Annotated in this window: 14 protein-coding genes; 11 read left to right on the top strand and 3 right to left on the bottom strand. The window is 65.2% G+C overall.

Annotated elements, in window-relative coordinates; genetic code table 11:
* The first annotated feature begins 143 nt into the window (after nt 1-143).
* From lipB to ABZ824_RS22400, 4 genes are all read left to right on the top strand, one after another.
* Entirely contained in the window at nt 144-890 is a 747-nt protein-coding gene (lipB, locus tag ABZ824_RS22415) for a lipoyl(octanoyl) transferase LipB (RefSeq protein WP_356965131.1), read from the top strand.
* A 10-nt stretch (nt 891-900) separates the two neighbouring features.
* Nucleotides 901-1,941, top strand: a complete 1,041-nt coding sequence (lipA, locus tag ABZ824_RS22410) for a lipoyl synthase (RefSeq protein WP_356965130.1) — start codon at nt 901-903, stop codon at nt 1,939-1,941.
* A 130-nt stretch (nt 1,942-2,071) separates the two neighbouring features.
* Entirely contained in the window at nt 2,072-3,505 is a 1,434-nt protein-coding gene (locus ABZ824_RS22405; RefSeq protein ID WP_356965129.1) for a DUF234 domain-containing protein, read from the top strand.
* Nucleotides 3,506-4,174: 669 nt separating this feature from the next.
* Nucleotides 4,175-4,762: a transglycosylase SLT domain-containing protein gene (locus ABZ824_RS22400; RefSeq protein ID WP_356965127.1), complete on the top strand. Its 588-nt coding sequence runs from the start codon at nt 4,175-4,177 to the stop codon at nt 4,760-4,762.
* Between the two features lie 180 nt (nt 4,763-4,942).
* Here ABZ824_RS22400 and ABZ824_RS22395 read toward each other — a convergent pair whose 3' ends face one another.
* Together ABZ824_RS22395 and ABZ824_RS22390 are read right to left on the bottom strand one after the other, a co-directional pair.
* Nucleotides 4,943-5,569: a triacylglycerol lipase gene (locus ABZ824_RS22395; RefSeq protein ID WP_356965126.1), complete on the bottom strand. Its 627-nt coding sequence runs from the start codon at nt 5,567-5,569 to the stop codon at nt 4,943-4,945.
* A gap of 600 nt (nt 5,570-6,169) precedes the next feature.
* Nucleotides 6,170-7,393, bottom strand: a complete 1,224-nt coding sequence (locus tag ABZ824_RS22390) for a helix-turn-helix transcriptional regulator (protein ID WP_356965125.1) — start codon at nt 7,391-7,393, stop codon at nt 6,170-6,172.
* A gap of 276 nt (nt 7,394-7,669) precedes the next feature.
* Here ABZ824_RS22390 and ABZ824_RS22385 point away from each other — a divergent pair, with 276 nt between their 5' ends.
* The 7 genes from ABZ824_RS22385 to ABZ824_RS22355 all read left to right on the top strand — a co-directional run bounded on the left by ABZ824_RS22385 (nt 7,670) and on the right by ABZ824_RS22355 (nt 11,924).
* Nucleotides 7,670-7,885 (top strand): hypothetical protein, encoded by a 216-nt coding sequence (locus ABZ824_RS22385; RefSeq protein ID WP_355072875.1) that lies wholly within the window; start codon nt 7,670-7,672, stop codon nt 7,883-7,885.
* Nucleotides 7,882-8,091, top strand: coding sequence for a hypothetical protein (locus ABZ824_RS22380; RefSeq protein ID WP_356965123.1), 210 nt, complete (start codon nt 7,882-7,884; stop codon nt 8,089-8,091). Before ABZ824_RS22385 ends, ABZ824_RS22380 begins: the two co-directional genes overlap by 4 nt.
* A gap of 114 nt (nt 8,092-8,205) precedes the next feature.
* Nucleotides 8,206-8,715, top strand: coding sequence for a DNA-directed RNA polymerase subunit beta (locus ABZ824_RS22375; protein ID WP_356965121.1), 510 nt, complete (start codon nt 8,206-8,208; stop codon nt 8,713-8,715).
* Nucleotides 8,716-8,906: 191 nt separating this feature from the next.
* The gene (locus ABZ824_RS22370) at nt 8,907-9,419 is read left to right on the top strand and encodes a DUF3558 domain-containing protein (RefSeq protein WP_356965120.1); all 513 of its coding nucleotides are present in this window, start codon (nt 8,907-8,909) and stop codon (nt 9,417-9,419) included.
* A gap of 13 nt (nt 9,420-9,432) precedes the next feature.
* Nucleotides 9,433-9,807, top strand: coding sequence for a hypothetical protein (locus ABZ824_RS22365; protein WP_356965119.1), 375 nt, complete (start codon nt 9,433-9,435; stop codon nt 9,805-9,807).
* Nucleotides 9,808-9,820: 13 nt separating this feature from the next.
* The gene (locus ABZ824_RS22360; protein WP_356965117.1) at nt 9,821-11,098 is read left to right on the top strand and encodes a hypothetical protein; all 1,278 of its coding nucleotides are present in this window, start codon (nt 9,821-9,823) and stop codon (nt 11,096-11,098) included.
* A 61-nt stretch (nt 11,099-11,159) separates the two neighbouring features.
* Complete coding sequence (locus tag ABZ824_RS22355; RefSeq protein ID WP_356965116.1) at nt 11,160-11,924, top strand: ESX secretion-associated protein EspG; 765 nt, start codon at nt 11,160-11,162, stop codon at nt 11,922-11,924.
* A gap of 669 nt (nt 11,925-12,593) precedes the next feature.
* Here the strand turns inward: ABZ824_RS22355 and ABZ824_RS22350 are convergent.
* Complete coding sequence (locus ABZ824_RS22350) at nt 12,594-13,127, bottom strand: hypothetical protein (RefSeq protein WP_356965115.1); 534 nt, start codon at nt 13,125-13,127, stop codon at nt 12,594-12,596.
* Nucleotides 13,128-13,192 lie beyond the last annotated feature (65 nt).

Here is a 13,192-nt window from a genome sequence, read left to right as displayed (position 1 = left end):
TGCGAGTCGAGCGCCACGAATCCGGCTCGGCCCGCCGTAAGGGCAACCCTCCAGCTCTCCACCTGGCAACCCCGCCACGACTGTGGGGGTTCCCACATCCAGGTGCTGGAACCGGCCGTCCCCGTGGGCGTACCGTCGTCGCTGTGATCAACCCGCGCACCACCCGGTCCGCCCGATTCGATACGACCCCGATCGTGGTCGAGGATCTCGGACTCATCGACTATCACGCCGCCTGGGACCTGCAACGCGGCATCGCCGAGCAGCGCGCCGACGGCAACGGATCCGATCATCTACTGCTGCTCGAACATCCGTCGGTGTACACCGCGGGCCGCCGTACCGAGGCCGACGACCTGCCCATCGACGGCAGTCCGGTGGTGCAGGTCGACCGCGGTGGCAAGATCACCTGGCACGGTCCGGGCCAACTGGTCGGCTACCCCATCGTGCGGCTCGCCGAGCCGGTCGACGTCGTCGACTACGTGCGCCGCCTCGAGGAGGCGTTGATCACCGTGTGCACCGGCCTCGGTCTGGTCTGTGGCCGCGTCGAGGGCCGCTCGGGCGTCTGGCTGCCCGCCACCGAGTTGTACGCCGAACGCAAGATCGCCGCGATCGGGGTGCGCGTGCAGCGTGGCGTGGCCCTGCACGGCGTCTCGTTCAACTGCAACGCCGCCATGGACGGGTTCCAGGCCATCGTCCCCTGCGGCATCCGCGACGCGGGCGTCACCACGTTGACCCGCGAACTCGGTCGAGAAGTGACCGTCGCCGAGATCAAGCCGCTGGTGGCCGACGCCATCATCCGCGCGCTCGACGGCGAGCTGCCGGTCGGCGAGCACGATATCTCCCGCGTCACTCCTGGTGACACCACCCCGCGTACCACGAACGCGACGGCGTAAGGTCGATCAAGTGACCTCAGTCGATACCCCGACACCACACAACGCGTCCGCACCCAACGGCCGCAAGCTCTTGCGCATCGAAGCCCGCAACGCGGAAACCCCCATCGAGCGCAAACCCAAGTGGATTCGCACCCGCGCCACCATGGGGCCCGAGTACTCCGAACTCAAGGGTTTGGTGAAGCGCGAAGGCCTGCACACTGTTTGCGAGGAAGCGGGCTGCCCCAACATCTTCGAATGCTGGGAAGACCGCGAGGCCACCTTCCTGATCGGCGGCGAACAGTGCACGCGCCGCTGCGATTTCTGCCAGATCGACACCGGCAAGCCCGCTGCCCTGGATCGCGATGAGCCCCGCCGCGTCGCCGAGAGCGTCCAGGCCATGGGCTTGCGCTACTCGACCATCACTGGCGTCGCCCGCGACGACCTGGAAGACGGCGGCGCCTGGCTCTACGCCGAAACCGTCCGCGCCATCAAGCGTCTGAATCCGCACACGGGCGTGGAACTGCTGATCCCCGACTTCAACGCGAACCCCGGCCAGCTCGCCGAGGTCTTCTCCGCGCGCCCGGAAGTGCTGGCGCACAACCTCGAAACGGTTCCGCGCATCTTCAAGCGCATCCGCCCGGCCTTCCGTTACGAGCGCTCCCTCGCGGTCCTGACCGCCGCCCGCGAAGCCGGTCTGGTCACCAAGTCGAATCTCATCCTCGGCATGGGCGAAACCCCCGAGGAAGTCACCCAGGCCATGCGCGACCTGCACGAGGCAGGCTGCGACATCCTCACCATCACCCAGTACCTGCGCCCCTCCCCCCGCCACCACCCTGTGGACCGCTGGGTGAAGCCGGAGGAATTCGTCGAGCACTCCGAGGCGGCCGAGGAAATCGGCTTCGCGGGCGTCATGGCGGGCCCCCTGGTCCGCTCCTCCTACCGGGCCGGGCGGCTCTACGCCCAGGCGATGGCCCACCACGGCCGCGAGATCGCTCCCGAGATGGCGCACCTCGCTGAGGAGGGCACCGCCTCCCAGGAAGCCAGCTCGGTGCTGGCCCGCTTCGGCAACTGATCCTTACTGTCGGCCCTCGCGCACAGCCTTCGCGCGCGAGGGCCGACGCGTGTCCGAAGCAGACCACACTCTCGGCGCATAAACTAAGATTGATTCTTAGTAAGTTGTCACCTTAGTTCAGGAGACGAGTGTGGAGTTCACCGGAAGGTCCGCAGACCTCGACCTGCTCACTCGTCAACTGAACTCGGTGATCGAGGGCACCGGCACCACCCGGGGCCGTGCCGTCATCGTGACCGGTCGCCGACGGGTCGGTAAATCGCGGCTCGTCCAGGAATTCTGCGATCGTTCCGACCACGGCTACCTGGTCTTTCAGGCAACGCGCGGGCGCAATCCCGTTGCTGAGCGTGAGGAGTTCACCGCTACGGTCGCTCAGTCCGGGTTCGGGCGCGCGGAGTTGATCAGCGGGCTGCAGGCCGGCGACTGGAATCAAGCTCTCCGGTCCCTGGCGATCGCCTTACCCGATGACGCGCCCTGCATCGCGGTTATCGATGAGGTGCCGTGGCTGGTCGAACAGGATCCGGAGTTCGAAGGCGCGTTGCAGACGGTGTGGGATCGCCACCTGTCGGCCAAGCCGGTGCTACTGCTCCTGGTCGGCAGCGACATCTCCGTCATGGAGGCCCTCGGATCACGCGACCGGCCGTTCTTCGGACGCGCGACGAAAATGACCGTCGAACCGCTGCATTTGGCCGATGTGCAGGCGATGACCGGCCTCGACGCCGCCGACAGCATCGACGCGCTGCTGATCACCGGCGGGTTTCCCGAGATCGTGAGTTCGTGGCGCCCAGGAATGAGCCGTGCCGACTTCCTGCGGGACGCGGCCGCGAATCCGCTGGCTCCTTTGCTCGTGGCAGGCGAGTTGTCGCTGCTGGGGGAGTTTCCGGAGGGAATGCGCTCGCGCGCGGTCCTGGAAGCCATCGGCAGCGGAGAACGAACCTTCAGCACCATCGCCGCCGAAGCCGGTGGAACGAACGCACTGCCCGCGGGCACCCTCAATCCGCTGCTGAACATGTTGCAGGACAAGCGAATCGTGGCTGCCGATCTTCCGCTGTCCACGAAGCCGGATACCAAGAACAAACGCTACCGAATCGCCGACCCCTATCTCCGGTTCTGGCTCGCCTTCCTGGAACGCGGCATTCCACTCATCGAACGCGGCCGTGGCGATGTCGCACTGAACCGGATCGAACGTTCCTGGACCACCTGGCGCGGACGCGCTATCGAACCGCTGGTCCGCGAATCCCTCATGCGTCTGCTGCCCGATGCGAGGTGGCCGGACACCGAGGCGGTCGGTGGCTGGTGGAACCGGCAGAACAATCCCGAAATCGACCTGATCGGGGCCGATCGAGAACCGGTCGCCAGGGCGGTGCATTTCGTCGGCTCGATCAAGTGGCTCGAAGATCGCCCGTTCGACCGCCATGATTACGACCGTCTCGCCCGTTCGCTGTCCGCAGTGCCCGGAACCGATCACAGCACCGCACTCGTAGCCGTCTCGCGATCCGGCGTCGCGAAGAACTTGCCGCTGGCATTGCATTGGGGGCCAGAGGATCTCGTTCGAGCATGGGAGTGAATCTCGATCCGAATCGGCCTGTTCGGCCCCGAGCGGACGCCCGGATAATCTGCGTCCACGACTCGAGGATGCCGAGCGATGCGAACGGAATCGACTCAGGGGACGGGCGGAACTTTTCGCGGAGCGCGATCTTGCAAGCCGGTAGGACTGGTTGCGAGGTAGTCGCGAGGTAATTGCCCATGCCCGCTCCGAGTTGTCAGCACAAGCGTGGATACAGAGTTCCAGTAATCGGATCGAGACAAAGTTGGTCTCGTTACTGCATAATACTAATTTGTGGTTCAAATCACGTTTGCTAGCAAAATGCCTGGTAGTGGCGTTGATAGGTATAGCCGATAGGCGCTTACAAGATCGCTTATCCGGATCATTAACTGACTGTTTGCCGTGCGTTAACCAGCCGTGATCAAGCTGAGATCAGGTCTGAGAGGGACCTGGGAAACAGCTCCACAGCCCACGGCTTGTTTCTCTTCGGGTACGGCAGCGGCACCGACGGGCATCGCCCCCGAGTTGTGCACCGCGTCGCGCCGCCAGGAATTCGAACCCTGGCCTTCACAACGAAATCCGAAAACCGCACACGAGCCGAGATGGCGAACACCTTACCTGGTGCCCGCCGTGGATCCGCGCTGGGTTTTCCCGGCTGGATCGCCGCACGAACAAGGAACTGATTTCTCGATGTCTGACGCACGCCTTTCTTTTCTCCGCCGCCCGTCCCTTCGTAAGGGCGCTGCCCTCGCCGCCACCGTCGGCGTGATCGCCGTCGGCTTCTCCGCCGGTGTGGCGGTGGCCGACGACAGCGCTCCGGCGCCCGTTACGCCGGTCGCCGCGCCGTTCGACCTCCCGGCTCTGCCGGGACTGCCCGCGCTGCCCGAGCTGCCCGCGTTGCCAGGGCTGCCCGCTCCCGCGCCCGAGGGTCTCGTGCCCGCGCCGCCGCAGGTCTACGAGAACAACCTCGACGGCTGGATCCGCCAGTCCCTCGACGTCATGCGCCTGCACGGCATTCCGGGGAGCTACGAGGGCATCCACCGCAACATCATGCGCGAATCCGGCGGCAACCCCAAGGCCATCAACCTGTCGGACTCCAACGCCGCCAAAGGCACCCCCTCCAAGGGCCTGCTCCAGGTGATCGACCCGACCTTCAACGCCTACCACGTCGACGGCACCGCCTTCGACATCTGGGACCCGGTCGCCAACATCACCGCCGCCTGCAACTACGCGGCTCATCGGTACGGCTCGATGGACAACGTCAACGGGGCCTACTGAGCCTCGAACTCGGATCCGGCAAGCGCCTCCTCGTCTCCTCGACGCGGAGGCGCTGCCGTTTCCGGGTGCGACCGCGCCACCGCGGCACCGCTGTTTCAGCCCTGTCCCCACGACTCGGGCTGGACTTCCTCGACGCGGAGGCCGTCGACGCTTGCGGACAGCTTGGCCGGGCTCAGCCGACTACTTCACGAAGTCGCGCACGCCCTCGAAAACCGTCGACGAGGACAGCAGCGCGATATGGCCGAGGCACGCCGTCTGGGTGTTGGTGGCACCGCTGAGAATCGTGCTCTGATCGGGGTTGATGATCTCATCGCACGGCGACCACCAGGTACCGTAGTTCACCCGGCCGGGGGTTTCGTCGGTGCTGTTGAGTTCGGCGAGGAAGGCTGAGCCGGGCCGCATCTCCGCGCAGGAGGCGTCGAAGCATCCGTTGGCGACGTCGGTGCCGTGATTGGGGCCGGCGATGGAGACCCAGTCGTCGACGAAATTCAGGCCGTCCAGCTTCTTCAGGTACCAGCGACTGTTGAGGCCGCCCATCGAGTGGGAGATGATATCGACCTTGGCGGCACCGGTTTTCGCGCGCAGCGCATCGGCCTGCGCTTTCACCTGTAGTGCGATGTCCTTGTTCGACTGGGTGGTGTCGTAGCTGAATCGTGCCATCTCTTCTGCGGAGTATCCCGCGTCGAGGAATCTGCTCCACATGTAATCCCAGTCCGCCGCCGATCCCTGCCAGCCGTGGACGAAAAGGATCGGATCTCGCGCCGGCGCCGCAGCCGCCTGTGGCGTGGCGATGCCGAGTGCGGCCATAGCCGTCGCGACCAGGGTGATTGCGGCCATTCGTAGGCGGCGCGTGATCGATGTGATGCGCATGACTTGACTCCGATCTGCTCGCTGCACTGCGAGCAGACAGAAGGTAGCGCCTCGAAGCTCATCCGGGGGCATTGTGAGACTTGGTTGTTTCAACTCGTCGCCGAGTCCTTGGATCTGTCGCGACATTCCGCGAAGAAGGTCCTGGGCGAAGCTACGCCGCGCCGACGAGCTGACAGCAGAGGGCAGGCCGGGAGAGGAGTCCAGAGCCTCGAACCCGTGCCCGTTGAAGTCGCGGGCCGCCCACCGTACATACGATTCCGAATACTCACGTCAGCTTGGCAATGAATCCGACAGGCTGACGCTGTGCCGACGCCATCACCACCGCCCGCTGAATCCGGACCAGCCGCCTGCCGCGCAGCGGGATGTGGGCAAACTTGCGGCTGCCACCCGACCGTGGGGTTACCGCATCAAATTCCGGACGCGGCATCAGGGACGGCACGGCGCGCCAAGACCCACCTTCGAGCTAGACCTCGATGCGGCGAGCCCTGGTTCGCGCTTCCCGCGAGCTGGTCGATGCCGACCAACGGATACGAGGTATCAGACTTGTGCCGCGCGCCGGGCCAAGAAGTCTCGAACCTCTGGGACCCGGGCATGACCGCGAACCGCGGTCGCGATGGCATCGATGCGTTGATGCAGGCGGGTGGACGCGAGTCCGGCGATGTTGTCGTAGTTGTCGGCGAGCAGTGAGCATGCTCGTGCGACGTCACCGGCGCTGACCAGGTTGCGCGCGAGGTTGAGCTGCCACGCCGCCCGCTCCCTGGGCCATGCCGACGAACTTTCGATTGCGGCTTGCAGGTTGGATGTCGCCTGCGAGTGCTCGCCGAGCCGCATCTGCGCCCAGCCGATGCCACCGACGAATTCGGCTTCCGGCAGGTAAACCCAATCCGGGTCGTGCCCACGAGTCGATTCGAATGCACGGTGCGCCCGGCTGATCGCCGCCGTCACCGCCGACTTGTCACCGCGTACCCCGTGAGCTTCAGCCTCCCTGATCGCCATCAACGCACGCAGTTTCGGACCACCCTCGCGGAGCGATGCCCGCGCCCCGGCCTGTGCGTATTGCACGGCAAGAGGATTGCCCTTCGCGTCGTCTCCGGGACGACTCGCCATCAGAAAGCTGGCATTCCCCAGTGCATGCGCCGCAGCGATCCCGTCACCTGCCGCATTGGCGGCGTTCGCCGCGTCCGCGTAATACCGCCGAGCATCGTCGAGACGCCCGGCGTCGTAATGCACCCACCCGGCGGCAGTCATCATCTCGGCCGCGGCGCTGGTGAGCGCCCGACCAACCGCCTCGGTGTAACTGCCCTGGTCGAGAAGCTGCTCGACATAGCGGACTTGATTGGCCGCCACCCGGCACAAACGGTCGCCGCCGACCACCAGATCCAGTTCGTGGATCTGATTCACGCTGTCGATGATCGCTTCGACATCGCTCGCGCCGACTTTCCCTGCGGACGCCGACGCGGCGTTCGCGGGGGCGGAAACCGACATCATGGCGGCCCCCGCGCTTACTGATGCCCCTGCTTTGAAGAAGTTGCGACGGTCCACATCTGCCTCCCGGTCCGACTCCACTACCAGTATGGCAAGCGGAACGCCCAGTGCACGGGCTACGAGCCGCAAGACGCGAACGTCGTGCGAGGCCGGGCCGCCGCGCTCCAGACCCGAAACGGCGGGCTGCGAGAAATTTATGAGCGCGCCCAATTCCGTCTGCGTCATGCCGACGGATTTCCTGATGCGCCGGATCACTTCGCCCGTGGTCATGTACATGGCCGAGCGTCCCCCGATCGTTGGTCGAATTTCCCCACAGCTTTTACCCCGAAAGCGATTGCACCGGCAGGATATACGGCTCTTCGCATAGCCGGAACGGAAACCGCGATCCGTGCTCCTACCTCGGTATTCGGGCGACCTACGTTCGGTCGCGGGTGCCCGGTACCGGGGCGACGCCGCACTCTGCGCGGCGCACCAGCCCGCCAGAGTGGCGGGCCGGTGGCGACAGCCCCCGGTACCGGGCACCGCTCGATCCGCGAGACAGAGAGGTTTCCCGTGTCCACGCATTCCCTCGCCATGTACCAACTCATCGCCCTGTGTGACGCGGCCGCCCACCAAGCGCCGATGCGGCCGCTCAGCATCCGCCAGGCCCATGAGGTGATGCAGATCCATGTGGCCTGCCGCGCGAAATACTGCGCACGCAAAGCGGCGGCACGACAGGTGCTGGTCGACAGCGGACGGATGGTGCCGGACCCGAGCAGGCCGCAGTGACGGCAGCTGCTCCCGGGCAGCCGAACCGGCGCCGCCACATCCAAATCGAAACCGGTCCGCTGCGCCTGGACTACCAGGCGAGCGCCGAACAGGCCGAAAGCGTCGCACGCGCACTGGCGCAACGGTTCCCGGAAATCACGGTGACTGTGGACGACGACCTGGACGACGATCTCCCGCACCTTCCTTGCGCACAGCTGTGGGACTGATCGCTCCGCGCCGCCACCCCTTCATCCTCGAAATGCGAACGGAGACTGCAACGATGCGATCTGCCCAACTCGAACAAGGCCGACTCCACACCGATTCGTGCTGACGGAGCGGCCATGAACACAGATCCCGCCTTCGATCCCACACTCATCCGCTGCCAGCGCTACCGGCACGTCTACGGCCTGCCGTGCTACGTACACGAGGAAACTCGGCGAATCACCCTGCGCGCGGGAGACGTAGGCGCGGTCACCGTGCCCGAACAGCTCGGCAGAATGGTCCACACCGACCTCGCCGGGCAATACTTGCTCGGCCCCGTCATCGCACACGGCTCCGGACGCTGGACGATCCTCGTCCGCCCCGACGACACCCACCAGCTCGCCAACGACACCGACATCTTCGTCGCACTGCTGCGCGCCTCCGCGACGATCGTCCCCGATGGCGGCGAGATCCTGCTGCCCTCCCCCGCCGACGAACGAACTGGATACCGCCGGTGGGTCGTCGCACCACGCGACACGTTCCGCCCGCACATCAGCACCGTCGTACAGTCGATCATCATCTGCGCGGACCGAACTGCACACCACCACTATGGGTTCCAAAAGCCCGACCAGCCGCGAGACCACCCCTAGCAACGCCCACCCACCTGCGGGCCCGTCGATCAGATGACGCAACGACCCGAAGCTCCTGATCCGAACGAACCGAATCCGGTGGAACCGGAGACCCTGTATATGCGTCATAGACTTCAGGACGACTTTGACGGCCCGGATCGGGAGGCTTCGTGGGACGACGGACGACGGCGACAGTTGTAGCACTCGCTGGGGTGGCGCTGGTCGCTTCGGGGTGCGATTCGGGCACGCACGGGACTGCCACGCCCAGCACAACGATCGACACTTCGGCGGCCACGGCCGCCCTGTGGGATCCGTGCACGCAAGTGTCGGACCAGACGCTCCTCAAGATCGGCGTGGATCCGTCCACAAAGAAGTCGGGTGTGGCTGGGATAGAAGAGCCTGGATTCAAAGTGTGCGGCTGGTACGACCCGAGCCAGCCATGGAATTACTCACTTGACGTGTGGTCCACCATTCACCCTGTCGAGGACTTCAAGAGGAAGGCTGACAATATCGACTTCAGCAGCATCACGATTGGTAGCCGCTCCGGGTTCAAGTTTCGCAGTAAAAATTACGGCCCCGACGAGGCTTGCGATCTGATCTTCCCCGCTAGCTTCGGGGCCGTCGAAGTCACCGTCTTCAATGTTTCAGCAAAGGGGCGTCAAGTGCCACCGTGTGACCGCGCGACGGCCGCAGCCGAAGTGTTGCTTCCGATTCTGCCGCGTTGACTGGAGTATGAATATGGCCCTGGAGGAGGATAGGTCGCGATGGCAGTTCCTGACCAGCGAAGCGCAGAGCGGCCGTCTATACCTGGACCCGTCGGTAGCGAAGGAATGTCGGGATGCTTGCGATCGCCAGATCCGGCTGTATCAAGATCTGCGCAACGACCTGATCAGGATGACGAGAGTGACGGGCTTGGGTAGTTTCGAGTGTGCAGACGAGCTAGCAACAATGCTGGGCGACAAGGCGGTTGGAGGCGAAGGGGATGTCGACTCCGCCCTCAAAGAGCACATCGAAGTACTGACCCTGATGCGTGATACGATCCAGATTTCCGTGGACCGCATCGGCGCGACGGACGACTCCAATGCGCAAGACACGAGCAATCTGCTGAACTGACCGGGGGATAATCATGGGCCTGCCGTTCTTGGTAGCGATTGGCGCCGCGCTGTACGAGCAGTCGAAATCCGGCCCGCCGGACAGCGGCTCGCGCGACGAGAGCCCTGACGCGGCCATCGCGCGGAACCGCATCACCGAAATCATGCGCGCCGGTAATGATTTGCAGTCCCAGTCGCCGAAAGTTCCGGAGAGCGCGTACAAGAACCCGGACGGCATGGACGATCTCTATCAACGTGTGCAGGCGATGTCGATCACCGATGTCGTCGCGCTGCACCAGCGGTGGGAGTCCATTCGCAACCGGCTCGAGCAGGGTTTGCGAGGTTTCGCCCCGGAGATCGGCAAGGCCATGGAAGGCAAATGGGAGGGGGCGGCGGCGAAGGCCGCGGCGGACGGGATCAAGGAATATGTGGACAAGTCCGGTGGACTGATCAGTTCGGTGCAGATCGTCGCCGAGAAGGTGAAGATCATCCGGTCGGGCATCGAGGTCACCCGGCCCGCCGTGCAAGAAGCACCCGTTCATACGTGGACCAGCGACGTCGCGAGTTGGGTGCCGGGCCCGACCTGGAAGCTGAACCAGCATCGCGAGGACGCCGCGCACGACGCGTCCGTCAACGTCGTCAAGAACGTCTTCTACCCTGCCGTCCGTGAAGCCGATACCGGCGTTCCACTGGTGCCCAAGCCGTACAACCCGGTGCACAATTCGAGCGATCAGCCGTACACGCCGAACAACGGCTGGCAGCCGTCGTCGTCCGGCACCGGCACCGCCGACAAAGCCACCACGGCGGACCCAGCACAGCAACCGGGTACCGAGAACACGCCGGAGACCACCGTCCCGTCCAGCACGAATCCTGTTGCCGAGCAGGAAAGCACGACCGAACAGAGCGCGACCACACCCGCGAGCACGAACCCGTCGACCCAACCGGCGAGCACCAATCCCGGAACCGATCCATCGCTGACCCGCCCCGGAACACCGAGTCCCGGATCTCCCGGCACGCACAGCCCGGGCACACTCAACCCGAACGCTCCCGGCCTCGGCACTCCCGCACCGGGTCGCAGCATCAACGGTGTCCCGGGCGGCGTTCCCGCCGCCGCTTCCGCGCGGCCCGGCACCGGTCGGCCGGGAACGAGCGGCATGCCGGGCATGATGGCGCCGGGCACTCGCGGCAAGGGCGACGACGACAAGGAGCACCAGACGAAGGACTACCTGGTGAACCAGCGCAACGGTGAGGAACTCACCGGTCTCGGTGCGGAGAACAGTGTGAAGTCGGTGCCACCGGTGATCGGCGAATGAGCCGGACCGGTCTCGACGCCACGCCACCACGCGCGCGGTCCATGACAAAGGAGCCGGTTGCATGAGCCGACGGGACTGGTCGTTCACCGCGCTCGGCTTCACGGTGCTGTGGCGGGCCGTCGAGCGCGACGTGCTGCCATACCCCTTGCAGTACCGATCCACGGCGGAGACCGTCGCCGATTACGAGTCGGAGTGGAAATCCGAAGCCGCCGGACTGCACCGTCGCCTCGACGAGTCCCTGTACAGCGCTCTGCGTGTGCTGGCCGAACCCGAGGCACGCATCGAGATGGCGGGATTCGGTGGGAAGGACAAACTGCGCGTCCACGCGGCCGTGCACTATCGGCATGCCGTGCTGCTGGTACAGGAGCCCACCGCATCACCGGATCGCGGTGGGGCCGTGCACATGTCACTGATCGGTGCGGAGAGCGTGAGCCGTCGGGTCATCGACCACCTACCCGACGCCGCACGCGGCAGCGGCGCCGGCATCGAGGTCTCCCGGCACGAAATCGACGCCGAGGAGGACGAGGAGCCGTACCGTGTGGGCGCGCCAGCCCCGCCCCGCGCCCGAGCCGAGCAGTTCTTCGAACGCCCCCGCACCACCCTCGCCCACGTCGCGGTCTACGCGGGCCCCGCATGGGACAACCGCCCGGCACCCGCCCGCGGCTTCCACGTGATGGACTACCCCGACGGCCGCTATCTCGTCCGCAGCGGAACCACCATCAAGGCCGTCCCCGCCGACACCACAGAAGTGCGAACCCAACTCGACCGGGTCGTACACGCAACGGTCGCGGCCTTCCGCGAGGAAAACGATCCCAGCTACACCTGACGCCACCCTCCACACAGACAACCGGGACCAAGCGGGCCAGAGAAGTGAGCCAACGATTCAGCGCCGCAGACGCACCGGAGTTCACCAGCCCGATTCTCCGGAAAAGACCTTGGTTTTCGATGGCACCGACGACATGATGTCGGCCTGTTCGATGGCCTACGTGTGGTGTATCCGCTCAGCGACGGCCGGATCGGTCGAACCCGGCTGAGCTGGGAGACAACCAGAGGCCGAGAGGTCCGGCACAAGTCGATCGGGACCGCGCCATCGAGCGGGGACAGCGGATCGCTTCATTCTGCAGCCCGCGCACAAGCCACAAAGAGCTGCTGCAACCGCTGCCCGTCGACCAAGCCCCCGCCGAACTGTTGTTCAATGCGGTGACGCGGGCATTTGCCTCCTGAGGTGCGGCCCGACGGGGCAGGTCGGCCGCCCCGCGCGCTGTTGCCAGTACCGGTGTAACCGCCGCTCCACAACGGCCGCCGAATCAAAAGGATTATCAAAACCTCTGTATTGGTATGTGTCAGGCGGCCCCGGTTCCGGTGTTGTCGGCCGTGCAGGTTGACGATACGGGTGTGCTCTCGCGGGGAGTTCGAGCGGTTTGCCCTTGCCGCACAGGGCACCGGCGCGGACGAGCGCGCCGAGTTCGGGCACGTCGACCTTGTGCCAGCGCGCTCAGTCGGTGGATGTCTTCTGACGCCTCAGGACCAGCGTTAGCCCGATGACGACCAGCACAATCATGAGAACCGCGGTGGCGACGTTGTCGGGCATTCCCAGGAATTCGGGGCGATAGAGGGGATGGCTGTAGACGGGATCATCGACGAAGAAATACGAGGTGCCGGGCCAGCAACCCGCGGCGAGTACCGCGATCCAGAAGGCGCCGGCGAGGTAGGCGCCGGTTGCCATGCTGAAGCGATCGGTCACCGGGCGGCCGAGCAGGCATATCAGCGCACCTACGCCCAGGCCGATGGCGGCGAAGAAACCCATCGCGGTATGCAGCTTGGCGTGCGGCAGCCAAGCGGGATTGTTCATATGTCTGCTCGCCAGGATCACTCCGTCGAGCAGGACGGGAACGACGATCGTGGCGATGCCGACGACAACCAGCAGCACCCGCCCGACGTGGGATACCTGGGTGCCTCTCGGTGGATCCGAGCGGACCGGGGCTCGTTCGGTGGTGGTGTGATCGGACATCGGATCCTCCGAGTTCATGACAGGATATTATCTCAATTGAGATAGTATCAATTGAGATACATCTGGTCGAGCGATCGACCAGA

The sequence above is a fragment of the Nocardia sp. NPDC047038 genome (assembly GCF_040644075.1).
Classification (GTDB): domain Bacteria; phylum Actinomycetota; class Actinomycetes; order Mycobacteriales; family Mycobacteriaceae; genus Nocardia; species Nocardia sichangensis.
Note: the sequence above shows the minus strand (reverse complement) of the source record. Positions and strands in the feature narration are given on the sequence as shown.

What these genes read in the sequence shown, in the direction of transcription:
- ABZ824_RS22400 (WP_356965127.1), top strand. Translation starts at nt 4,175, where the DNA reads ATGTCTGACGCACGCCTTTCTTTTCTCCGCCGCCCGTCCCTTCGTAAG.
- ABZ824_RS22390 (WP_356965125.1), bottom strand. Translation starts at nt 7,393, where the DNA reads ATGTACATGACCACGGGCGAAGTGATCCGGCGCATCAGGAAATCCGTC.
- ABZ824_RS22375 (WP_356965121.1), top strand. Translation starts at nt 8,206, where the DNA reads ATGAACACAGATCCCGCCTTCGATCCCACACTCATCCGCTGCCAGCGC.
- ABZ824_RS22360 (WP_356965117.1), top strand. Translation starts at nt 9,821, where the DNA reads ATGGGCCTGCCGTTCTTGGTAGCGATTGGCGCCGCGCTGTACGAGCAG.
- ABZ824_RS22355 (WP_356965116.1), top strand. Translation starts at nt 11,160, where the DNA reads ATGAGCCGACGGGACTGGTCGTTCACCGCGCTCGGCTTCACGGTGCTG.
- ABZ824_RS22395 (WP_356965126.1), bottom strand. Translation starts at nt 5,569, where the DNA reads ATGGCCGCACTCGGCATCGCCACGCCACAGGCGGCTGCGGCGCCGGCG.
- ABZ824_RS22350 (WP_356965115.1), bottom strand. Translation starts at nt 13,127, where the DNA reads ATGAACTCGGAGGATCCGATGTCCGATCACACCACCACCGAACGAGCC.
- ABZ824_RS22365 (WP_356965119.1), top strand. Translation starts at nt 9,433, where the DNA reads ATGGCCCTGGAGGAGGATAGGTCGCGATGGCAGTTCCTGACCAGCGAA.